The organism is Streptomyces kronopolitis (assembly GCF_014646275.1).
Taxonomy (GTDB): Bacteria; Actinomycetota; Actinomycetes; order Streptomycetales; family Streptomycetaceae; genus Streptomyces; species Streptomyces kronopolitis.
In genome coordinates this window covers 39,566-61,734 of record NZ_BMND01000023.1, presented here as the reverse complement: position 1 = coordinate 61,734, position 22,169 = coordinate 39,566, and the positions used below count along the sequence as shown (strand labels likewise).

The following is a 22,169-nucleotide window of genomic DNA, read 5'->3' as shown; positions in this document are numbered from 1 at the left end:
CATGGCCGACGCACCGTACAAGCTGATCCTCCTCCGCCACGGCGAGAGCGAGTGGAATGCGAAGAACCTGTTCACCGGCTGGGTGGACGTCAATCTCAACGAGAAGGGCGAGAAGGAGGCAGTCCGCGGCGGAGAGCTGCTCAAGGACGCCGGCCTGCTCCCCGACGTGGTGCACACCTCGCTCCAGAAGCGCGCCATCCGCACCGCGCAGCTGTCCCTGGAGGCGGCCGACCGCCACTGGATCCCGGTCCACCGCAGCTGGCGCCTGAACGAGCGCCACTACGGCGCGCTCCAGGGCAAGGACAAGGCGCAGACCCTGGCCGAGTTCGGCGAGGAGCAGTTCATGCTCTGGCGCCGCTCGTACGACACCCCGCCGCCGGCGCTCGACCGCGACGCCGAGTACTCCCAGTTCTCCGACCCGCGCTACGCCGGCCTCCCGCCCGAGCTGCGCCCGCGGACGGAGTGCCTCAAGGACGTCGTCGTCCGGATGCTCCCGTACTGGTTCGACGGCATCGTCCCGGACCTCCGCGCCGGCAAGACGGTCCTGGTCGCCGCCCACGGCAACAGCCTGCGCGCCCTGGTCAAGCACCTCGACGGCATCTCCGACGAGGACATCGCCGGCCTGAACATCCCCACCGGCATCCCGCTCGCCTACGAGCTGGACGCCGACTTCCGTCCGGTCACCCCCGGCGGCACCTACCTCGACCCGGAGGCCGCCAAGGCCGCCATCGAGGCAGTGAAGAACCAGGGAAAGAAGAAGTAGCACGCCCCAGAAGGCCCCCGACCTGCAACTTCTTTGCGGGACGGGGGCCTTTTGCTGTAGCTGGGCCGCTTCTGGGCCATGAATGGCTCAAGCATCCGCCGCACATGCGGGCGTGGACGTAGCGGGCCGTCATCGGCTGAGGTCAGGGGCGACGTTCGCTCACCACACGTACAAGCTCACGCCACGCACGGACAGCCACAGCTGCATCCTCACAAAAGGCCTGCACCTGGTGGAGGACCATGCGCAGCACGAACAGTGCGACAACGACAGATCCAGACCCTACGGCCAGCCACCTCATAGAGCTGCCTCCTCGAGTCGGCCACCAGGGCTTCCCTGGGAGCAGAGGCCCCTATCCGGGCGGGTGCCCGGTACCAGGCTGCCCGCCGGCAGACGGGAAGTCCGTACCACGCGGGGTACATTTCCCGATCTCCTGCTGCGACTTGGCGCCTTGAGTCTCAGACTGCCAAGAGCGGAGGACGAAGTCAGCACCAAACATGGGGCACTTTGCCCCGCCGGCGGCACCCCCGCAGGTGGAAGGCTCGCTGCCGGTCGGGCTCGGGTGGCCGCCGGGTGCTGATCCACCCTCGCGACAGCGCGACCCGGCGGGTGGGGGCAGCATGGAAGAGGGGCACATGTCCGCAATCTGGAGGATGAGACAGATGCCCAAGTTCATGGACATCCACCGCGGTATGGAGGGCCTCACGGCCGAGCAGCTGAACGCGGCGCACCAGGCCGACCTCGCCATCGAGTCCCAGGAGGGCGTGCACTTCGAGCACGCCTGGGCCGACCCCGACTCCGGCGACGTCTTCTGCCTGTCGGAGGGGCCCTCGGCGGACGCCGTCCAGCGCGTCCACGAGCGCGCCGGCCACAAGGCCGACGAGATCCATCAGGTGCCGCTCAGCCTGTGACGCGGACCTACCGCCGCGACCGGTGAGCCGACCCCCCCGGGCGGCGTCACCACGGCGGCAAAAGCGGCGGCCCCGACCGGAGGATCAACCGGTCGGGGCCGCCGTCGCGCTGTGCCGTCGGGTCGCTAGCAGCTGCCGCCGCACTGGCACGGCCCGCCCGACTGGCAGCCGCAGCTGCAGCCGGGGCCGCAGCCGCAGGCGCCGAGCAGCGGGAGCCGCGGGCGCTCGACGGCCGCCGGGGCGCCGTGGGGCACGGGGTTTCGGGAGTCCGCCATGGGTGCCATGCATTGCCTCCTAGGGGTCACCTGGTGCCCATTGCATGCCCGGGTGACCAGGCGCGTCAACGGCGCGTGGAGGCACACGTCCACCGCGCACGCCGGGCGCGGGAAGCGGACCCGCTCACTTCGCCCGGCGGCTCGTCCCCCTCGCCCGCCGCCGCGGTCAGGCGCCCTCCACCGCCGCCGCAGACGAGGCGATCTCGTCGGCGTGCTCGCCGGTCACCAGGTAGACGACCCGCTTGGCGACCGAGACCGCGTGGTCGGCGAAGCGCTCGTAGTAGCGGCCCAGCAGGGTCACGTCCACGGCCGTCTCGATGCCGTGCTTCCAGCGGTCGTCCATCAGGTGCTGGAAGAGGGTGCGGTGCAGCATGTCCATCGCGTCGTCGTCCTGCTCCAGCTGCAGCGCGAGGTCGACGTCCTTGGTGATGATGACCTCGGCGGCCTTGGCCATCAGGCGCTGCGCCAGCTGCCCCATCTCCAGGATGGTGGCGTGCAGATCCTGCGGAACGGCCGTCTCCGGGAAGCGCAGCCGGGCCAGCTTGGCCACGTGCTGGGCCAGGTCGCCCGAGCGCTCCAGGTCGGCGCTCATCCGCAGCGAGGTGACGACGATCCGCAGGTCGGTGGCGACCGGCTGCTGCCGCGCCAGCAGGGCGATCGCCCGCGCCTCCAGATCCCGCTGGAGGTCGTCGACCTTCTCATCGGCGGCGATGACGTTCTCGGCCAGCTTGAGGTCCGCGTCGAGAATCGCCGTGGTGGCGCGCCCGATCGCGGAGCCGACGAGCCGGGCCATCTCGACCAGGCCCTCGCCGATCGAATCAAGCTCCTCGTGGTACGCGTCCCGCATCTGTGACCTTCTCTCGGATCGAGTGGTGGTGTGGGAGGTGGACGGGTACAGCTGAACCTCTGCCCACGCTCTCACGGTCTGTGCCCGCGCGAGCCGCATCCCCAGAAAGGCGATGGTCCACGGAGCAACCACTCCGCGGAACCCGTGCGGCCGGGAGGCCGTCGCAGGGCGGTCACTCCGGGTGTCCGGGCGCGCGGCGGTGCGGAAGGGATCCGGCACCCGCACCCTCACCCTGCGGGCACCGCGCGACCTGCGGTCCCACCGGGAGTGAACCGGCACCGACGTGAAGGTGAATTCTGGGCGACGCATCCCCCGCCACCGGGCCGGCCGCCCGGTTCACCTGGCCACACTCCGTCGGGGCGGGGCTCGCGTGCCGTATCCCCAAGGGACACCCGGCCGGCAGCCGCCCGCCCGCCCCCGGCCCCCGGAGTGAACCAGCGCGGACGCCACGGTGAACTCTGGGCGACGTGTGTCCGGGCACCGTCCCGCACCCCTGGGGAAGTGTCCGACCCGGCGCATAACCTGGAGTCATGAACGTGGACGCGGCCGTTGCCGCAGTGGCAGCGATCGCCGGCCTGTGTACCGGCGTCTTCGCCATGCTGGCGTTCCGCTGGAGCGAACGCGACCAGGCCAAACCCACCCGCACCTCGCTGCACACGGACGCCGTGCTGCCGCCCGGGGTCGACACCGTGCTGTCGGTGCTCCGCTCCTCCGCGGTGGTGCTCGACGAGGCCGACGCCGTCGTCAAGGCCAGCTCCGCCGCCTACGCCCTCGGGCTGGTCCGCGGCGGCAAGCTCGCCGTCGAGCCGATGATGCAGATGGCCCGTGACACCCGCAGGGACGGCGAGATACGCCAGGTCGAGCTGGATCTGCCGCGCCGCGGCACCGGCCGCGGCGAGGCGCTCGCGGTCTCCGCCAGAGTCGCCCCGCTCGGCTCCCGGCTGGTCCTGCTGCTGGTCGAGGACCTCACGGAGGCCCGCCGGATAGAAGCGGTCCGCCGCGACTTCGTCGCCAACGTCAGCCATGAGCTCAAGACGCCCGTCGGCGCGCTCTCGCTGCTCTCCGAGGCCGTGATGGACGCCAGCGACGACCCCGAGGCCGTCGAGCGCTTCGCCGGCCGGATGCAGAACGAGGCCACCCGCCTGACCAACCTCGTCCAGGAGCTCATCGACCTCTCCCGGGTGCAGAACGACGACCCGCTGGAGGACGCCGAGCCGGTCCGGGTCGACGAACTGGTCGCCGAGGCGATCGACCGCTGCCGCCAGCAGGCCGGCGCGAAGCAGATCACCATGGCCACGTCGATCGGCGGCCCCGACGGATCCGCCGCCCGCACCGGCGGCGCACGGCCCGGGGGCGGCCCCGCCGACCTGAGCATCTGGGGCAACCGCGGCCAGCTCGCGGCGGCCCTCGGCAACCTCGTCGAGAACGCCGTCAACTACTCCCCGGCGCGCACCCGCGTCGGGATCGCCGGCCGGCGGGTCTCCGCCCCCGGCGGCGACCTGATCGAGATCGCGGTGACCGACCAGGGCATCGGGATATCCGAGAGGGACCGGGACCGCATCTTCGAGCGGTTCTACCGTGTGGACCCGGCGCGCTCGCGCGCCACCGGCGGCACCGGCCTCGGTCTCGCCATCGTCAAGCATGTGGCCGCCTCGCACGGCGGGGAGGTCACGGTGTGGAGCGCTGAGGGACAAGGCTCGACCTTCACCCTCCGTCTCCCGGAAGCCGGGGCCGGACGCGACCGCGAACGCCCCGCCGACCTCTCCGCGGAGGGCCTCGACGACGAGGACCGCCCGTACGAGACCTTCAACGATCCACTCCCTGCTCACCCAGCCCCGGAGGTCCTTCCGTGACCCGAGTGCTTGTCGTCGAGGACGAGGAATCGTTCAGCGACGCACTGTCCTACATGCTCCGCAAGGAGGGCTTCGAGGTCGCCATCGCGGCCACGGGCCCCGACGGACTGGACGAATTCGAGCGCAACGGCGCCGACCTCGTCCTCCTCGACCTGATGCTGCCCGGCCTGCCCGGCACCGAGGTGTGCCGCCAGCTGCGCGGCCGCTCCAACGTCCCGGTCATCATGGTGACCGCCAAGGACAGCGAGATCGACAAGGTCGTCGGTCTGGAGATAGGGGCCGACGACTACGTCACCAAGCCCTTCTCCTCCCGCGAACTCGTCGCCCGCATCCGCGCCGTGCTGCGCCGCCGCGGGGAGCCGGAGGAGGTCACCCCGCAGGCGCTGGAGGCCGGTCCGGTCCGGATGGACGTGGACCGCCATGTCGTCACGGTCTCCGGCGGCAAGGTTGACCTGCCCCTCAAGGAGTTCGACCTCCTGGAGATGCTGCTGCGCAACGCCGGCCGGGTGCTGACCCGCATGCAGCTCATCGACCGGGTCTGGGGCGCCGACTACGTGGGCGACACCAAGACCCTGGACGTGCACGTCAAGCGGCTGCGCGCCAAGATCGAGCCCGACCCGGGCGCACCGCGCTACCTCGTCACGGTCCGCGGCCTGGGCTACAAGTTCGAGCCGTAGAGACGGCCTGAGAGGCCCGCACCGCCGCCCGCCCGGCGTGCGGGCCGCCGTACGCGCCAGGGGCGCCTCTCCGGACCGGAGAGGCGCCCCTGGCGTGGTTCGTGCGAGCCGGTGTCAGTGACCGCTGCCCGCGGACTGCGAGGGCTTGCCGGACGCGCCGGGCGCACCCGACGGCTTGCCCGACGCCGAGGGCTTGCCGGAGCCCGACGGGGACGGCGAACCGGACGGCTGCGGCAGCTGGGAGGGCCCGTAGCCCGCGAAGTAGCTCTTCGCCGGGACCACATAGGCGTTGATCTTGACCTTGCCGGTGGTGCTCAGGGTGAACGTCAGCGGCTGGGCGTTCCCGTCCTTGACGGCCTCCCGGCCGCTGGCCAGGACGGCCGAGGCGTCGCCCTTGCCGCCGAGCACGATGGAGCCGCCGGCGGGCACGGTGACCGGGCCCTTGCCGGAACCCGGCGTGAGCTTGGCCGACTGGCCGGTGCCGTCGACGGAGATCGCGGTCAGCTTCTGGTCCTTGGCACCGGTGTTGAACACCGTCGCGGAAATCGCGGCCGGACCCTTGGCGTTCACGTCCGGCTGCGTGATGACGGTCGCGTTCTGGATCTTGATGTCGCCGACGGAGGTCGCGGCGTTGTCCGGCTTGACCTCCAGCGTCTGGGCGTCGTTCCCGGCCCCGCACGCGGACAGCGTGGCGATCGAGAGCGAAAGGACGGTGGCGGCGAGGACGCCGCGTCGAAGGCTGCGGCTCACGGCGGCGGCATCTCCTTGACGAGCTACGGCGGCCGAACTTCGTGCCCGGTCGCGGATGGACGGCTGGGGCGGCACTGCGTACGCGTCATGACGACGGGTGCGTAAAGCCGCCCTAAGGGTGTGTCAGCGCCGCTAGGTTACCGAGCCGTCCTCACGCCGCCGCACCCGACCCGCCCCCAGCGCGATCAGCGGCCCGCCGGCGCCGCCCGCGTCCGGTTTCCGCCCCCGCAACCACGGGCGCATCCCCGGTCACTGGCGCAAAGCCGACCACCGCGCACACCGCCGCGGAACGGACCGGACAACGGGCTCTCCGCGACGGCACGCGCAACGGCACGCGCAACGGGCCGCGGAACGGCACGCCGAGGGCGCACACCTCGGCGCACAGATCCGGCCGCACCCCGAGAACGCGCACCGAGAACGTGGCCGAAATTCCGACCAGCGGCCGTTCGGGTGGCGCCCGGCAGGTTCCCTCGGCGAAAAGCAGTATTCGCAGGGAATGTGAAGGCCTCGCGGAATTGATCACACGCTTCGGCCGCCACGTGGTGATCAATTCGAGAATCGCCCGTGAGAGGTCTCCGAGCAGCCGAACGGAGTAGCGGAACTCGCTCATCTGGATCTGCGCAAAACGGGACGTTCAGCCCCTCGAACGGCGCCCTCGCGGTGTGTGACGGGCGTGTTTCGAGTCACCCGTGCAGCCCCTCCGACCTGCGAATACCTCTCCCCGGAGGCCCCTCGCAGCACGTTCCGGTTACTGTTGTCAAGCCCCGAGATATGCCCTGACCTGCGAAAACGCCATTCAGAACGGCCCGTTCCCGTGTTAGCATGGATAGCCACGGAAGGGGTACCTGTCACATGACGTTCAAGGTTGGCGACACCGTGGTCTATCCCCATCACGGGGCCGCGCTGATCGAGGCCATCGAAACTCGCCAGATCAAAGGCGTGGACAAGACCTACTTGGTGCTGAAGGTCGCCCAGGGCGACTTGACTGTTCGTGTGCCAGCGGACAATGCGGAGTTCGTCGGCGTACGCGACGTGGTTGGTCAGGACGGGCTGGACCGGGTCTTCGAGGTGCTCCGCGCACCGTATGCCGAAGAGCCGACGAACTGGTCCCGTCGCTACAAGGCAAATCTCGAGAAGCTCGCTTCCGGCGATGTGATCAAGGTTGCCGAAGTGGTGCGCGACCTGTGGCGGCGTGAGCGTGAGCGCGGGCTTTCCGCCGGTGAGAAGCGCATGCTCGCAAAGGCACGCCAGATTCTGGTGAGCGAACTCGCTCTCGCGGAAAACACCAACGAGGACAAGGCCGAGGCCCTGCTCGACGAGGTGCTCGCGTCCTGACGACGCGGTCCGCCTGACGACGCGGCCTGCCTGACAACGCTGTGTGTGGGTCAAGCGTGTGAGGTCATGCATGCGTGGGTCACGCGTCCGCCGGCGAAGTGGCCGACGCAGCGACGACATAGCAATGCCGACGTAGTAATGCCGCGGTGCCCGAGTAACGACCGCTTCCTCAGCGGAGTGGTCTGTTGCCGGGCGCTGCGGCATATCTGCTGTTGTCCGCTGGCGAACTGCGGTTCATGAACGCATTCATGAACCTTGCCGAGGACCGCCGACTCGCTGTGGCGTGCCGGGCCCGGGCAGCTGTCTCGACCGTGTCACGGAAGGGTCCGGTCGAGGCGTCGCGCCCGGCACTCCCCCGCGCTCCAGGAGCCGGGGGCACGCTCAGGCCATACCCACCCCGCCCGAGGAAACAAACCTGTCTGCGTCAATTCCGGGCTCGCCCCGGACTCCGGAGTCATCGATGTCAGATCCTTCCCGCCCGGTCCGCACCGCCGCGGTGATTCCCGCCGCCGGCCGCGGTGTCCGGCTCGGTCCCGGCACTCCCAAGGCCCTGCGCACCCTCGGCGGCACCCCCATGCTGGTGCACGCCGTCCGCGCGATGGCCGCCTCCCGTGCCGTCTCGCTCATCGTGGTGGTCGCCCCGCCCGACGGCGCCACCGAGGTCGGCCGCCTGCTGCACGAGCACCCGCTCGCCGAGCGCACCGACCTCGTGGTCGTCCCCGGCGGGCAGACCCGCCAGGAATCCGTGCAGCTCGGTCTGGCGGCGCTCCCGGACACCATCGAGGTCGTGCTGGTGCACGACGCCGCGCGGCCGCTGGTGCCGGCCGAGACGGTCGACGCGGTGGTCGCCGCCGTACGGGCCGGTGCGCCGGCCGTCGTCCCCGCGCTGCCGCTGGCGGACACCGTCAAGCAGGTCGACCCGCAGCCGGCCGGCACGCCCGAGCCGGTGGTCGGCACCCCGGAGCGGTCCCTGCTGCGGGCCGTGCAGACCCCGCAGGGCTTCGACCTGACGACCCTGCGCAAGGCGCACGACACCGTCGTCGAGGGCGAGGGCGCCACGGACGACGCCGGGCTGGTCGAACGGCTCGGCTCGCCGGTCGTGGTCGTCCCCGGCCACGAGGAGGCGTTCAAGGTGACCCGGCCGCTGGACCTGGTCCTGGCCGAGGCCGTACTCGCCCGCAGGAGGGCCACCGATGGCTATGTCTGAGCAGAACGCGTCCCACCCCGCCCCCGTGCTGCCCCTCGTCGGCGTCGGCACGGACGTGCACGCCTTCGAGCAGGGGCGCGAGCTCTGGTGCGCCGGGCTGCTGTGGGACGCCGCGGAGAGCGACGGATACGGCCTGGCCGGCCACAGCGACGGCGACGTGGTCGCGCACGCCGCCTGCGACGCGCTGTTCTCGGCGGCCGGCGTCGGCGACCTCGGCGCTCACTTCGGCACCGGCCGCCCCGAGTGGTCCGGCGCCTCCGGCGTGACGCTGCTGGCCGAGGCCGCGCGGATCGTCCGGGCCGAGGGCTTCACCATCGGCAATGTCGCGGTGCAGGTCATCGGCGTACGCCCGAAGGTCGGCAAGCGGCGGGACGAGGCGCAGAAGGCGCTCTCGGCGGCCGTCGGGGCGCCGGTCTCGGTCTCCGGGACGACCTCGGACGGGCTGGGGCTGACCGGCCGCGCCGAGGGCCTGGCCGCGATCGCCACCGCGCTGGTCTTCCGTACGGCCTGACGCCCCGCGAGGCGCGCGGCGGCGCCCGGATTCGCCCGGATGGCGCGGGAATTCCGGGCGTCGCACGGCTGTTGGGGGAGGATCGAAGTGTTCGTGCCCACCGGAAGCGCCCGCAGGAAGGACCCCTCGTGACCGCCAGCCTGTCCGACGACCTCAAGCAGCTCCTGGACTCCCCGGTCTTCGTGACCGTGGCCACGATCCAGCCCGACGGCAGTCCGCAGGTGTCCCCGGTCTGGGTGAAGCGGGACGGCGACGACCTGCTGTTCTCCACCACCCTCGGCCGCCGCAAGGAGGCCAACCTCCGGCGCGACCCCCGCGTCTCCGTCGTCATCCAGCCCTTCGACGCGCCGTACACCTACGCCGAGGTGCGCGGTGCCGCCGAGCTCACCACCGAGGGCGGCCAGGAGCTGATCGACGAGCTGTCGCGGAAGTACACCGGCAAGCCGTACGCCGACTTCAACCCCGCCTCGTCCGGCGACGCCCCGCGGGTCGTCGTGCGGGTGACCCCGCGCAAGGTGGTCGGCAGCATCTGACGGCGGCGCCGGTCCCGCCGCTCCCCGCCGGACACTTCCGGCGAATCGGACGGCTGTCGCCGTTCCCTTCCCCCGCGGCCCCGTGGGTCGCGGGGCACTGCCTCGTTCCGACTACCCTGGTTCCGTGACGATTCGCCTGTACGACACCAGCGCCCGGCAGATTCGCGACTTCACCCCGCTCGTGCCGGGCTGTGTCTCGATCTACCTGTGTGGTGCCACCGTGCAGGCCGCCCCGCACATCGGGCACATCAGGTCGGGGCTGAACTTCGACATCATGCGCCGCTGGTTCGCCTACCGCGGCTACGACGTGACGTTCGTGCGCAACATCACGGACATCGACGACAAGATCATCAAGAAGTCGGCCGAGCACGGCCGCCCGTGGTGGGCGATCGGCTACGAGAACGAGGTCGCCTTCAACGCGGCCTACGACGCCCTCGGCTGCCTGCGCCCGACCTACGAGCCGCGCGCCACCGGCCACATCCCCGAGATGATCGAGATGATGCGCGGCCTGATCGAGCGCGGTCACGCCTACGCAGCCGACGGCAACGTCTACTTCGACGTGAAGTCCTTCCCGGGGTATCTCCAGCTGTCCAACCAGGAGTTGGACGACCTCCGCCAGCCCTCGGGCGAGGGGGAGACCGGCAAGCGGGACCCGCGCGACTTCGCGATGTGGAAGGCCGCCAAGGAGGGCGAGCCCAGCTGGGAGACCCCCTGGGGCCGCGGCCGTCCCGGCTGGCACCTGGAGTGCTCGGCGATGGCGCACAAGTACCTGGGCGCGGCGTTCGACATCCACGGCGGCGGCATCGACCTGATCTTCCCGCACCACGAGAACGAGATCGCCCAGGCCAAGGCCTTCGGTGACGACTTCGCCGCGTACTGGACCCACAACGCCTGGGTGACCATGAGCGGCGAGAAGATGTCCAAGTCGCTGGGCAACTCCCTGCTGGTCTCGGAGATGGTCAAGCGCTGGCGCCCGATCGTGCTGCGCTACTACCTGGGCACCCCGCACTACCGCTCGATGATCGAGTACAGCGAGGAAGCGCTGCGCGAGGCCGAGTCCGCGTTCGCGCGGATCGAGGGATTCGTCCAGCGGGTCGTCGAGAAGACCGGCCCCGTCGAGCCGGCGGCCGAGGTGCCGCAGGCCTTCGCCGAGGCGATGGACGACGACCTGGGTGTCCCGCAGGCGCTGGCGATCGTGCACACCACCGTCCGGCAGGGCAATTCCGCGCTGACCGCCGACGACAAGGAATCGGCGGTGGCCCGGCTGGCCGAGCTGCGCGCGATGCTCGGGGTGCTCGGCCTGGACCCGCTCGACGAGAGCTGGTCCGGCGGCACGGACCGCGGCACGGACCTGCACGGCGTGGTCGACTCGCTGGTCCGCCTGGTCCTCGAACAGCGCCAGGCCGCCCGCTCGCGCAAGGACTACGCCACCGCCGACGCCATCCGCGACCAGCTCCAGCAGTCCGGACTCGCCATCGAGGACACCCCCGCCGGCCCCCGGTGGTCGCTGTCCTGACCCCCCTCCCGCCCTTCGCAGGCCACCCGGATTCGACCGTCCCGGTGGCCTCGGGCGACACTCATTCCATACGTACGTACCCACTCCACGTCGCGAGACGTCGAGAGCAGTGAAGAAACAGGTGACCCATGGCCGGCAACAGCCAGCGCAGGAACCGCCGCACGTCCAACAAGAAGGGCGCGCAGGTCGGCAGCGGCGGCAAGCGGCGCCGGAGCCTGGAGGGCAAGGGCCCGACCCCGCCCGCCTCCGCTCGTAAGGGACACGTCAAGAACCGCGTGGCCAACGCCCAGGCGCGGCAGGCCGCCTCGCGCCGCCCGGCCCCGCGCCGCGGTGGCGCCAAGGGCACCGCGGAGCTGGTCGTCGGCCGCAACCCGGTCTTCGAGGCGCTCCGCGACGGCGTGCCCGCGACCAACCTCTACGTCCAGCAGTTCATCGACAGCGACGAGCGGGTGCGCGCCGCGCTCCAGCTCGCCTCCGAGCGCGGCGACATCAACCTGATGGAGGCGCCGCGCCCCGAGCTGGACCGGATGACCAACGGGCTCAACCACCAGGGCCTGGTCCTCCAGGTCCCGCCGTACGACTACGCCCACCCCGAGGACCTGGCCGCGGCCGCGTTCGACGAGGGCGAGGACCCGCTGATCGTCGCGCTCGACGGCGTCACCGACCCGCGCAACCTCGGCGCGGTCGTCCGCTCCGTGTGTGCCTTCGGCGGCCACGGCGTGGTCGTCCCGGAGCGCCGTGCGGCCGGGATGACGGCCGGTGCGTGGAAGACCTCGGCGGGCACCGCGGCCCGGACGCCGGTCGCCCGCGCCACCAACCTGACCCGGACCCTGGAGTCGTACCAGAAGGCCGGCCTGACGGTCGTCGGCCTGGCCGCGGACGGCGAGCTGGAGCTCCAGGACGTCGCGGCGCTGGACGGCCCGGTCGTCATCGTGGTCGGCAGCGAGGGCAAGGGCCTGTCGCGGCTGGTCGGCGAGACCTGCGACGTCCGGGTGCGGATCCCGATGCCGGGCGGCGCGGAGTCGCTGAACGCCGGTGTCGCGGCCGGTGTCGTCCTGTGGGAAGCGGCGCGCCGCCGCGGCTGAGCCTTGGTATCCCGGGGCGGACGGTTCCTGCCGTCCACCCCGGGGCAAGGCCTGACCCACGGTAGGTCTTTGCGGTATCCCGTGATCTTTTGACGGGTCTCGGACAGATCGACCCGGTCAAGGCAGTGTCTTAAGCGCGGGTCACTCGGTTAGATGAGCGTGGACACCAGAACACCCCGCACGCCTACGGGGGGACTCTCGCCGGGTTTCGATGACGAGCCGGTCCTGAGCTCGGTCAAGGTGCCGTGCGATCCCGCGCAGGTCATCGTCAACCACGCCAGCTTCCGCGTACAGCTCGCCGAGCCCGCGGCGTGCCGCAGCGTGGACCCCGCGCGCATCCCCGCCCTCGGCAGCCCGGCCGCCGGCGCCAGACGCCGGGCACCCGTGGTGTGGAGCGGCCGCTCCGCGCCGGGCGGCACGGCCGGAGGCACCAGCCAGCTGCTGCACGCGGTGCGCGACGCGGGCATCGGCCTCGACGGCGGCCCGGGCGAGGACGTCGGCACGACGCAGGTCCTGCCCCGGATCCGCCTCGGCGACGGCGCCCCCGCCCAGACCGTGATCGGCCAGCGCGGCCCCGCCGACTCCGACTCCCTGCTGCGCGGCGTACGCCCCGTGGGCAGCGCATACGACAGCGACCACCCCTACCGGAACCCTCCCTACCGCGACCGCGGCGGGTTCGACGACGGCTACGACGACGACCGCTTCGAGACCCCGGACGGCTACGACCCCGGCGCCAAGCGGCGCGGCGCCGAGTCCGTGCGGCACGCGTACTACCCGGGCCGCCGGATGAACCTCGGCGTCGTCCTGCTCCCGCTGCGGATCTTCCTCGGTCTGATCTCGGTCTACGCCGGCATGGGCAAGCTCTGTGACCCCGTCTACTTCGACGGCGGCGAGCGGGGCTCGATGGTCAAGTGGCTCCAGGCGCTCGACCCCTGGGCACTGGCCGTGCCGCTGCGGGACTTCGCCGTCTCGCACCCGGTCGGCGCGGGTCTGACCGTCGCCTTCCTCCAGGTCGTCGTCGGCGTCCTGACCATCTGCGGGCTGTGGCAGCGCGTCGCCGCGTCCATCGGTGCCCTGCTCTCCGCGGCGCTGCTGATGACCGTCAGCTGGCGCACCATCCCCGCCTACGACGCCCCGCACATCATCTACCTCGCCGCCTGGAGCCCGTTGATCATCGCGGGTGCCCCGGTCTACTCCATGGACGGCCGGCTGGCCGGCGAGGCCTGGCGGCGGCTCGGCCCCCGCGTCGAGGTCGCCGACCTGCGCCGCCGGGTGCTGCGCCGCGGCGCCATGATGACCACGATGGTGGCCGGGTTGACCCTGCTCATCGGTTCGCTGCTGGGCGGCGCCGTGCGGTCCGCCACGGTGGCGACCGTGCCGCGGCCCGGTGAGCCCGCGATCAACAACCTGCCCGGCTCCCCGCTGCCCCGCCCCAAGCACACCGCCCGGCCCGGCAAGCGGCACCCCGGCAGCGCGGCCCCGCGCCCCGGCACCCCGTCCGCGGACGCCTCGCACAAGGCCCACAAGCCCGGCACCCCGTCCGCCTCGGCGCCCGGCACCGGCCGGTCGGCGGGCAGCACCAGCGGCCTCTCCCAGCAGCCGGGGGCGACCACCAGTGCACCGCAGCAGACCGTGCCCTCCCGCCGCGCCCCGGCACCGAGCCGGGTGCCGACCAGCGCGGGCGGCACCGGCGGCGGCACCACCGGCACCGGAAGCTCCGGAAGCGGCTCCGGCGGCGAGTCCAGCCGCGGCGACACCCTCGGCGGCCTCCTGGGCTGACCGGCTGCCACTCCCCGCTCGCACCCCCGTCCCCGATCGTCCTGCTCGCTCCGTATCGGCCCGTATCCAGTGGCCGGTGTGGGGAGGGTGGGGTGGTCGGGGACGGGGGTGTTTGGGCGGGGGTGCGGCATGTACGGCGGCACGCAACGGGGGAGGGGCTGGCCGTACGGAGCCTGTACGGGGCGGCGTGTGCGGGGCAGGAGGGTGCGGGAGCGGGCTGCCGGGGGAGAGGGCGAGAAAGGCCGGGAGCGCGGCTGTGGGCGGGGCGCGCCGTGGTCAGGTGGCGTGTGCCCGACCGCCTCAGTGGCCTTCTGCGGCCGTCACAGCCTCAACGACGCGGCCCGGAGTCCGGCAGCCCCCCACGGGGCCTCCAGCCCCCCTCAACGCCCCTGCGCGCTCAGCTCCTTGGCGGCCTCGGTGAGGTCCTTGGCGGTGTCGATCGCGCGCCAGTAGGCGCCCTGCGGGAGCGGGAAACCGGCCAGCCGGCGTTCGCGGGCCAGGCGCGGGAAGGTGGTGCGCTCGTGGTCGCCGCGGGTGGGGAGCAGATCCGTGAAGGCGGCGGAGAAGACGTACACGCCGGCGTTGATGAGATACGGCGACGGCGGCGACTCGATGAAGTCCAGGACGTGCCCGAACGCGTCGGTCTCCACGGCGCCCCAGGGGATGTGGGGGCGGGCCAGCGCGAGGGTGGCCTCGGCGTCGCGCTCGTGATGGAAGGCGGCCATGTCCCGCAGCGGGAAGCGGGTCCAGATGTCGCCGTTGGTGGCGTACCAGGGCTCGTCCGGGCGGGGCAGCGAGCCAGCCGCGTACTTGAGCCCGCCGCCGCGGCCCAGGGGCTCGGTCTCGACAACGGTCGTGACGCGCACCGGAAGCGGGGCGTCGGCCAGCCAGTCCTGGAGGACGCCGGCGAGGTGCCCGCAGGAGACGACCACGTCCGTGACGCCTTCCTCGGCCAGCCAGTTCAGCTGGTGGCCGATGATCGGGGTCCCGGTACCGGGAATCTCGACCATCGGCTTGGGGCGGTCGTCGGTGTACGGGCGGAGACGTGAGCCCTGGCCGCCGGCCAGGACCACGGCCTGCGTGGGATGCGGATGCTGGGCACCTGTCATGGTGCGCACCCTATGCGGTGCGCGAGGGGGTCACTGGGCGGCGGCGACGCCGGTGGCGAAGGAGGTGTCGCAGACCGGGCGGGAGAAGGCCTGGGCGCGGTGTGCGGCGCCGTACTTGGCGACCGCGGCACGGCCGAGGTCACGGGCGATCGACGCGCAGTGCTTGGCCAGCGAGGGCCGCTTGGTGGTCGCCTCCTGGAGGTGGGTCAGGGCGGTGCCCGGATCCTTCTCCTGGAGCTCGACCAGCAGGCGCTGGCGCAGGGCCTCCTCAGGGGTGAGGTGCGCGGCCTTGGCGGCGCTTCCGGTGGACGCGGTCAGCACCTGTGAGTCGGTGGCCGTCGTGGCCCAGGGGACGCGGGTGACCGCGAGGGTGCCGGACAGCACGAGGACGACGGGGAGGACCAGGGCGAGAGTTCTGCCGATGCGGCGGGCTGCGGAGTTCACGGTCGAAATGGTAGCGAGGAGTGATGATTTGGCGACATTTGGTCACCAGATCGAGGGACGCAATGGCCCGTCAGTGCGGTACGGGTGTTGACGAACTGGTAGGAAAAGCCCGGTTATGTCCCTGTAGCGGCATGTCGCGCAGTCGGGCAGCACAGCGGCGGCGGTACCGAGTTCCTCCCCGGACCGCCGCCGCTCTCACACGCTTCCCGCGCCGTGGTCAGTCGGAGAGGCGCTCCCCGGACGACGTCGAGAAGACATGCGTCTCGCCGGGGCGCGGCACGACGTGCAGCCGGGCGCCCTTGTCCGGCACCTGGCGGCCGTTGACCCGTACGACCAGGTCCTTGGTCTCGCCGCCGACCTCCGCGGCGCCGTACACGTAGCCGTCGGCGCCGAGTTCCTCGACGACATTGACGGTGACGGCCAGGCCCGCCGGCGCGTCCGCGGCCTCCTTGGACAGCGACTTCGCGGCGTCGCCGTTCTGCTCGACGATCTCGAAGTGCTCGGGGCGCACGCCCACCGTCACCGTCCGGTCCCCCTTGTCGGCGGCCGCGGCCAGCGCCTCGCGGCTCACCGGCACGACGCTGTTGCCGAACTTCACCCCGCCATCGGTGATCGGCACCTCCACCAGGTTCATCGCGGGCGACCCGATGAAGCCCGCCACGAACAGGTTCGCCGGCCGGTCGTACATGTTCCGCGGCGAGTCGACCTGCTGCAGCAGGCCGTCCTTGAGCACGGCGACCCGGTCGCCCATCGTCATGGCCTCGACCTGGTCGTGCGTGACGTACACCGTGGTGATGCCGAGCCGGCGCTGGAGCCCGGCGATCTGCGTACGGGTCTGCACCCGCAGCTTGGCGTCCAGGTTGGACAGCGGCTCGTCCATCAGGAAGACCTGCGGCTCACGGACGATCGCCCGGCCCATCGCGACGCGCTGCCGCTGACCGCCGGACAGAGCCTTGGGCTTGCGCCCCAGGTACTCGGTCAGGTCCAGGATCTTGGCCGCGTCCTCGACCTTCTGCCGGATCTCGGCCTTCGGCACACCGGCGATCTTGAGCGCGAAGCCCATGTTGTCCGCGACCGTCATGTGCGGGTAGAGCGCGTAGTTCTGGAACACCATGGCGATGTCCCGGTCCTTGGGCGGAAGGTGGGTGACATCGCGGTCCCCGATGCGGATGGCGCCTCCGTCGACGTCCTCCAGCCCCGCGAGCATCCGCAGAGAGGTGGACTTGCCGCATCCGGAGGGGCCGACCAGGACCAGAAACTCGCCGTCCTCGATGGCGATGTCCAGTTTGTCGACGGCGGGCTTGTCGGTACCCGGGTAGATACGGGTTGCCTGGTCGTACGTGACCGTAGCCATGGTGAAAAATCCCTTCACCGGCAGGAACGTGCCGGACGATCCGAGTAAAAGGAGTGGTTTAGTCCACTGATGTGGACTCTCCGTGACGTTACCCGCGCCCGCCCCCGCTGTCAGTAGGCCGGCAGCCACAAATCCGGGAACGGACATCCACCGACCCTGGGTACACTGCTTCACGCACGCCTCCTTAGCTCAGCTGGCCAGAGCACCGCTCTTGTAAAGCGAAGGTCGTCGGTTCGAATCCGACAGGGGGCTCTGAGCTTGAACAGGGAAGAAGCCCCGGGCCGGTGATGGCCTGGGGCTTCTGACGTCTGTGGGGGACGGCAACGCGGGTGGTTGTTGGGGCCGGGGCGACGTGGGCAGCAGTGGATCCGTGCCCCTGGCAGCGGGCGCTGGTTTGAGGGGGCTGGGCGTCGGGGCTTCAGGCGTGGCCGGGTTTTCCCGGTGTGGTGTGCCAGGTGTTTTGTTCTCTGGCGGCGGTGTAGATGCGTTCTGTGTCGGTGGGGGTGAGGACGGGGGAGAGGGTGGAGAGGGCGTGGGATGCGTGGGAGCCGTCGATCAGGTGTATTGAGGGGGCGGTGGTGCGGATGGTCATGGTGGCGGCGCCGACTACGGCTAGTACGGGGTGGACGTCTACCGGGAAGCCGCAGGTGTGGGTCAGGAGGCGGGCCGCTCGGCGTGCTTCGAAGAGGCTGTTGCGGACGTAGGGGGTGGGCTGGCCGTTGACCATGGCGGCGTGGTCGCCGAGCCAGATCCGGCCGCCTCTGTGGTGCTTGGTGTTGATGGTGAAGACGCCGGGTGGGCCGATGGCCACGTGGTCGATGTCGGCGCCGCTCGGGAGTTCCACCGAGTGCAGGATGAACCAGCCGTCGCGGCGCAGCCGGTTCAGGCTCTTGCCCGCGATGCGCTCGCCTTGGAGGCCGGTCTCCCAGGGGCGTAATTCGGCGTCCAGCCCGAACCATCGTTTGAGCGTGCGGAGGAGGGGGCTCGGCTCGAGCTCGTCGATGTGGCGTCGGAGTGAGGCTCCCGGCTTGTTCGCGGCCAGGTCGTGGCTCGGTGGTGGCGCGGTGACCGGTGGCGGCGGGGCGGCCGGTGGGGGAGAGGGGCGGATTGGTGGCTCTGTGGTGGGTGTGGCGTCCGGCTCGGGTGTCAGGAACGGCGCCAGGGCGGACAAGGCCTCGGCGCGGTAGGTCTCGTCCAGGATGTTGATCTTGCCGGTTCTGCAGTCGTACCAGGCCACTGCGGCTGAATCCGCCGCGCGGTTCACGTATACGCGGTCGTGTCCGTAGCGGCGCCACCGTTCCGTGCGTAAGTCCCCCACACTGCTCCCACCCGTTGGTTCAACTCGCTTCCAGGGGAGCACAGTCGGCGATGGCCGACAAGACGGCCCGGTCGGTGGGCCGGTGGGGGTGGGGCGGCGTAGGTTCGGCGGCATGGTGACTTCGATGACGTGTGAGGACTACGAGCGGCGGATGGAGCGGGCGGGGCGGGCCGCCGCTGACGCCGGGCTGGCCGGGCTGATCGTGACGCCGGGGCCGGATCTGACGTGGCTGTGCGGCTACCGGCCGACGGCGGTCACCGAGCGGCTCACCGCGCTGGTGATCGAGCCGGGGCGGCGCGCGCGGCTGCTGGTGCCCGTATTGGAGCAGCCGGATGCGCAGCGTTCCGCCGGGGCGGGGGCGCTGGAGGTGTCCGGGTGGGCCGACGGTGCGGACCCGTATGCCGCGGTCGCCAAGTGGGTGGCCCCGGAGGGGCGTTACGGGTTGTCCGACTCGACCTGGGCGATGCACCTGCTGGGGTTCCAGCGGTCGCTGCCGGGCAGTGCGTACGCGGCGCTGTCGGAGGGGCTGCCGATGCTGCGCGCGGTCAAGGACGCCCATGAGGTGGCGCGGCTGGCCGCGGCCGGGGCCGCCGCGGACGCGACGTACGAGGAGATCGTGCGGCTGCCCTTCGGCGGGCGGCGGGAGTGCGATGTGGCGGCGGATCTGGCGCGGCTGCTGCGCGAGCACGGGCACAGCCAGGTGGACTTCACGATCGTCGGCTCGGGCCCGAACGGTGCCAATCCGCACCACGAGGCCGGGGAGCGGGTCATCGAGGACGGCGACATGGTGGTGCTCGACTTCGGTGGCCTCAAGGACGGGTACGGCTCGGATACGACGCGGACCGTGCACGTCGGGCAGCCGGACGCCGAGGAACGCAAGGTGCACGACATCGTGCGGGAGGCGCAGCAGGCGGCGTTCGAGGCGGTGCGGCCGGGCGTCGCGTGCCAGGACATCGACCGGGTGGCCCGGAAGGTGATCAAGGCGGCGGGGTACGGCGAGTACTTCATCCACCGGACCGGTCACGGCATCGGGGTGACCACCCATGAGCCGCCGTACCTGGTCGAGGGCGAGCATCTGACGCTGGTGCCGGGGATGTGCTTCTCGATCGAGCCGGGGATCTATCTGCCGGGGCGGTTCGGTGTGCGGATCGAGGACATCGTGACGTGCACCGAGTCGGGCGGGCGGCGGCTGAACGAGACGGGGCGGGAGATGGCGGTGGTGCGGTAGGGAGAGGACGAGGAAGGGAGCGGAGGGGAGGGGCGTCCGTTTCCGGGCCTGTCCTTCGGCGGTCGGTGTCGCTGCGGTCGGCATCGGCATCGGCATCGGCATCGGCGGCGGTGGTTGCGTCGCAGGTCGGAGGGCGTTGTCAGTGGGGTGGTTCACGATGGGTCGTGCAGGTGGCGGAGGTCGTGGGCCGGCGAGGGCGGCGCGGCGGGACGGAAGACGGTGATCGCGTGGCAGGGCGCGGCAAGGGAACGGTGCGGGCGGTGCGGCGTCCGGAGGTGCGGTTGCCGGAGCTGACCGCGTATGACGGCGGGGACCTGGAGCCGGAGGGGGATTACGACGGGCTGGAGTTCGCGGACGCCGACTGGGGCGGGCAGTCGGCGCGCGGTGCCCGGTTCATGGATTGCGCGATCAGGCGGTGCACTCTCGACGAGACGGTGCTGGGCCGGGTGCGGCTCATCGACAGCGTGCTGAGCGGGGTGCGGGGAGTGGGCACGGATCTGGCCCAGGCCTCGCTGCGCGATGTGGAGGTGTCGGACCCGCGGCTGGGCGGGACGCAGCTGCATGGTGCGGTGCTGGAGCGGGTGGTGGTGCGCGGCGGGAAGATCGACTTCCCGAATCTGCGCAGGGCCAAGTTGAAGGATGTCGCCTTCGAGGGGTGCGTGCTGATCGAGGCGGACTTCGCGGGGGCGGAGCTGGAGCGGGTGACATTCGACGACTGCACCCTGGCGCGGGTGGACTTCTCCGAGGCGCGGATGAAGGACGTCGATCTGCGGGGCGCGGCCGCGGTGGACATCGCGCGGGGGATCGACCGGCTGTCGGGCGCGGTGATCAGCGCCGCTCAACTGCTCGATCTCGCCCCGGCGTTCGCCGCGCAGATAGGAGTGCGGGTGGAGTGATCCGACACCTACACATCACGCAGCGAGGCTGGGGGTGAGGTGAGTGACGGGGGAGGGGGCTGACGGCTCCCGGGCGCGGGGTGGTGGTCAGATGCGTGGGAAGCGGGCCTGGAGGTCCCAGATGGCGGGGTTGTCGCCGAGGCCGTCGTGCATATCGGTGAGGTCGGCGATCAGGTCGTGCAGGAAGTCGCGGGCCTCGCGGCGCAGTGCGGAGTGGTTGAAGGTGAGGGGGGCCTCGTCGGCCGCCATCCAGTCGGCGTCGACGTCCACCCAGCCGAAGCGGCGCTCGAAGAAGATCCGGTCGGCGGATTCGGTGAAGTCCAGCTCGGCGTGGATCGGGCGGGCGGAGCGGTTGCCGCGGGGGTCGGTGTCGAGCTGTTCGACGATGTCGCACAGCGCCCAGGCGAAGTCGAGGACGGGCACCCAGCCCCAGGCCGTGGACAGCTCGCGGTCCGTCTTGGTGTCGGCGAGATAGACGTCGCCGCAGAAGAGGTCGTGGCGCAGTGTGCGCACGTCCGCGGTCCGGTAGTCCGTCTGCGGCGGGTCCGGGAAGCGGCGGGAGAGGGAGTAGCCGACGTCGATCACGTGCTGAATGGTGTCACGCCGGTGTGGCGGGGCAGCGGGGGCGTCGGCTGTCGTGGTCGCCTGCCACCGCAGGCGTGGACGAGGTGGCCCGACATCGGCCATCGTGGCCTGCCGCCTGCCGCCTGCCGCCTGCCGCCTGCCGCCTGCCGCCTGCCGCCTGCCGCCTGCCGCCTGCCGCCTGCCGCCTGCCGCCCGGTGTCGCCGCGCCCGCCCACCACGGGAGGCGCCCGCCCACGCCGGTCAGACGCTCACTCCCCCCGGCACCCGCTCGCCCCCGACAGGCTCACTCGCCCCGGCGCGCGCGACACCCGGCAGGAGCTCATCCCCGGCAGGAGCCCGCCCCTCCGGCAGGTGCTCTCACCCCCGCACCGCTCGCCCCTCGGCACCCCCTCGCCCCGCCCCTACACCCCCGTCAGCACCCGTGGTCCCTCCTCTGTCACCGCCACCGTGTGTTCGAAGTGGGCGGCGCGGGAGGCGTCCGTGGTGCGCAGGGTCCAGCCGTCGTCGGCCGCGTAGTAGGTGTCCTGGCCGCCGGCGAGGAACATCGGCTCGATGGCGAGGACCAGGCCGGGGCGGAGGACGAGGCCGCGGCCCGGGCGGCCCTCGTTGGGGACCCCGGGGTCCTCGTGCATGCGGCGGCCGATGCCGTGTCCGCCGAAGTCCTCGGGGATGCCGTAGCCGGCGGCGCGTCCGACGGTGCCGACCGCGTGGGCGATATCGCCGATGCGGGCGCCGGCGACGGCTGCCGCGATGCCCGCCTCCAGGGCCTGCCGGGTGGTGTCCATGAGCCGCTGGTCCTCGGGGCGGGCGGTGCCGACGGTGAAGCTGAGGGCCGCGTCGCCGGCCCAGCCGTCCAGGAGGGCGCCGCAGTCGATGCTCACCAGGTCGCCGTCGCGCAGCCGCGAGGCGTCCGGGATGCCGTGCACGATCGCGTCGTTGACGGAGACGCAGAGGACGCCGGGGAACGGGGTGGGGGCGAAGGACGGGCGGTAGCCGAGGAACGGTGAGTCGGCGCCGGCCTCGTGCAGGACGGCGCGGGCGACCTCGTCGAGGTCCAGCAGGCGCACGCCCGGTGCGGCCGCCGCGCGCACCGCCGCCAGTGCGTCGGCCACCACCCGGCCGGCCGCCCGCATCGCGTCGAGTTGGGCATCCGTCTTGAGTTCCACCATGCCTGTGACCTCCCGAGAACGCCCGGC

Annotated in this window: 21 protein-coding genes and 1 tRNA gene; 14 read left to right on the top strand and 8 right to left on the bottom strand. The window is 71.7% G+C overall.

Annotation, left to right across the window (positions count from 1 at the left end):
• The first annotated feature begins 1 nt into the window (after position 1).
• Positions 2–763 carry a phosphoglyceromutase gene (locus IEY78_RS23185; RefSeq protein ID WP_189101253.1) on the top strand — a complete coding sequence of 254 codons (762 nt, stop codon included), beginning with the start codon at positions 2–4 and terminating at the stop codon, positions 761–763.
• A gap of 659 nt (positions 764–1,422) precedes the next feature.
• Positions 1,423–1,671 (top strand): SCO4226 family nickel-binding protein, encoded by a 249-nt coding sequence (locus IEY78_RS23180; protein ID WP_189101251.1) that lies wholly within the window; start codon positions 1,423–1,425, stop codon positions 1,669–1,671.
• 441 nt (positions 1,672–2,112) lie between these two features.
• Here IEY78_RS23180 and phoU read toward each other — a convergent pair whose 3' ends face one another.
• Complete coding sequence (gene phoU, locus IEY78_RS23175; protein ID WP_189101249.1) at positions 2,113–2,793, bottom strand: phosphate signaling complex protein PhoU; 681 nt, start codon at positions 2,791–2,793, stop codon at positions 2,113–2,115.
• A gap of 530 nt (positions 2,794–3,323) precedes the next feature.
• On the opposite strand from phoU, the gene phoR reads away from it, so the two are divergent.
• Both phoR and phoP read left to right on the top strand, forming a co-directional pair.
• Positions 3,324–4,646: a two-component system sensor histidine kinase PhoR gene (phoR, locus tag IEY78_RS23170; protein WP_189101247.1), complete on the top strand. Its 1,323-nt coding sequence runs from the start codon at positions 3,324–3,326 to the stop codon at positions 4,644–4,646.
• 5 nt (positions 4,647–4,651) lie between these two features.
• On the top strand, positions 4,652–5,323 hold the full coding sequence (gene phoP / locus IEY78_RS23165; protein WP_465270440.1) for a two-component system response regulator PhoP: 672 nt from the start codon (positions 4,652–4,654) through the stop codon (positions 5,321–5,323).
• 114 nt (positions 5,324–5,437) lie between these two features.
• Here the strand turns inward: phoP and IEY78_RS23160 are convergent, their stop codons facing one another.
• Positions 5,438–6,073, bottom strand: a complete 636-nt coding sequence (locus tag IEY78_RS23160) for a copper chaperone PCu(A)C domain-containing protein (RefSeq protein WP_189101246.1) — start codon at positions 6,071–6,073, stop codon at positions 5,438–5,440.
• Between the two features lie 852 nt (positions 6,074–6,925).
• On the opposite strand from IEY78_RS23160, the gene IEY78_RS23155 reads away from it, so the two are divergent.
• The 7 genes from IEY78_RS23155 to IEY78_RS23125 all read left to right on the top strand — a co-directional run bounded on the left by IEY78_RS23155 (position 6,926) and on the right by IEY78_RS23125 (position 14,039).
• Entirely contained in the window at positions 6,926–7,408 is a 483-nt protein-coding gene (locus tag IEY78_RS23155; protein ID WP_003953493.1) for a CarD family transcriptional regulator, read from the top strand.
• A gap of 460 nt (positions 7,409–7,868) precedes the next feature.
• On the top strand, positions 7,869–8,615 hold the full coding sequence (gene ispD, locus IEY78_RS23150; protein WP_189101244.1) for a 2-C-methyl-D-erythritol 4-phosphate cytidylyltransferase: 747 nt from the start codon (positions 7,869–7,871) through the stop codon (positions 8,613–8,615).
• Complete coding sequence (gene ispF / locus IEY78_RS23145; protein ID WP_189101242.1) at positions 8,602–9,126, top strand: 2-C-methyl-D-erythritol 2,4-cyclodiphosphate synthase; 525 nt, start codon at positions 8,602–8,604, stop codon at positions 9,124–9,126. Before ispD ends, ispF begins: the two co-directional genes overlap by 14 nt.
• Positions 9,127–9,254: 128 nt before the next feature.
• Positions 9,255–9,659, top strand: coding sequence for a PPOX class F420-dependent oxidoreductase (locus tag IEY78_RS23140; RefSeq protein ID WP_189101240.1), 405 nt, complete (start codon positions 9,255–9,257; stop codon positions 9,657–9,659).
• Between the two features lie 124 nt (positions 9,660–9,783).
• On the top strand, positions 9,784–11,175 hold the full coding sequence (cysS, locus tag IEY78_RS23135; RefSeq protein ID WP_189101238.1) for a cysteine--tRNA ligase: 1,392 nt from the start codon (positions 9,784–9,786) through the stop codon (positions 11,173–11,175).
• A gap of 128 nt (positions 11,176–11,303) precedes the next feature.
• Positions 11,304–12,260 (top strand): 23S rRNA (guanosine(2251)-2'-O)-methyltransferase RlmB, encoded by a 957-nt coding sequence (gene rlmB, locus IEY78_RS23130; protein ID WP_189101236.1) that lies wholly within the window; start codon positions 11,304–11,306, stop codon positions 12,258–12,260.
• Positions 12,261–12,413: 153 nt separating this feature from the next.
• A complete protein-coding gene (locus IEY78_RS23125; RefSeq protein WP_229700129.1) occupies positions 12,414–14,039 on the top strand; it encodes a DoxX family protein in 1,626 nt (541 codons plus the stop codon).
• A 380-nt stretch (positions 14,040–14,419) separates the two neighbouring features.
• On the opposite strand, the gene IEY78_RS23120 is transcribed toward IEY78_RS23125, so the two are convergent.
• The 3 genes from IEY78_RS23120 to IEY78_RS23110 form a co-directional block, all read right to left on the bottom strand.
• Positions 14,420–15,148 carry a nucleotidyltransferase family protein gene (locus tag IEY78_RS23120; protein ID WP_189101234.1) on the bottom strand — a complete coding sequence of 243 codons (729 nt, stop codon included), beginning with the start codon at positions 15,146–15,148 and terminating at the stop codon, positions 14,420–14,422.
• A 30-nt stretch (positions 15,149–15,178) separates the two neighbouring features.
• Positions 15,179–15,592: a hypothetical protein gene (locus IEY78_RS23115; protein WP_189101232.1), complete on the bottom strand. Its 414-nt coding sequence runs from the start codon at positions 15,590–15,592 to the stop codon at positions 15,179–15,181.
• 217 nt (positions 15,593–15,809) lie between these two features.
• Positions 15,810–16,946 carry an ABC transporter ATP-binding protein gene (locus IEY78_RS23110; protein ID WP_189101230.1) on the bottom strand — a complete coding sequence of 379 codons (1,137 nt, stop codon included), beginning with the start codon at positions 16,944–16,946 and terminating at the stop codon, positions 15,810–15,812.
• A gap of 178 nt (positions 16,947–17,124) precedes the next feature.
• On the opposite strand from IEY78_RS23110, the gene IEY78_RS23105 reads away from it, so the two are divergent.
• Positions 17,125–17,198, top strand: a tRNA-Thr gene (locus IEY78_RS23105).
• Between the two features lie 166 nt (positions 17,199–17,364).
• Here the strand turns inward: IEY78_RS23105 and IEY78_RS23100 are convergent.
• Positions 17,365–18,183, bottom strand: coding sequence for a nuclease-related domain-containing protein (locus tag IEY78_RS23100; RefSeq protein WP_189101228.1), 819 nt, complete (start codon positions 18,181–18,183; stop codon positions 17,365–17,367).
• Between the two features lie 205 nt (positions 18,184–18,388).
• Here IEY78_RS23100 and IEY78_RS23095 point away from each other — a divergent pair, with 205 nt between their 5' ends.
• Positions 18,389–19,492: an aminopeptidase P family protein gene (locus IEY78_RS23095; RefSeq protein WP_189101346.1), complete on the top strand. Its 1,104-nt coding sequence runs from the start codon at positions 18,389–18,391 to the stop codon at positions 19,490–19,492.
• Positions 19,493–19,743: 251 nt separating this feature from the next.
• A complete protein-coding gene (locus IEY78_RS23090; RefSeq protein WP_189101345.1) occupies positions 19,744–20,388 on the top strand; it encodes a pentapeptide repeat-containing protein in 645 nt (214 codons plus the stop codon).
• Positions 20,389–20,475: 87 nt separating this feature from the next.
• On the opposite strand, the gene IEY78_RS23085 is transcribed toward IEY78_RS23090, so the two are convergent.
• Together IEY78_RS23085 and map are read right to left on the bottom strand one after the other, a co-directional pair.
• Positions 20,476–20,973, bottom strand: coding sequence for a hypothetical protein (locus IEY78_RS23085; RefSeq protein WP_189101226.1), 498 nt, complete (start codon positions 20,971–20,973; stop codon positions 20,476–20,478).
• Between the two features lie 401 nt (positions 20,974–21,374).
• Entirely contained in the window at positions 21,375–22,142 is a 768-nt protein-coding gene (gene map / locus IEY78_RS23080; RefSeq protein ID WP_189101225.1) for a type I methionyl aminopeptidase, read from the bottom strand.
• Between the last annotated feature and the right edge of the window lie 27 nt (positions 22,143–22,169).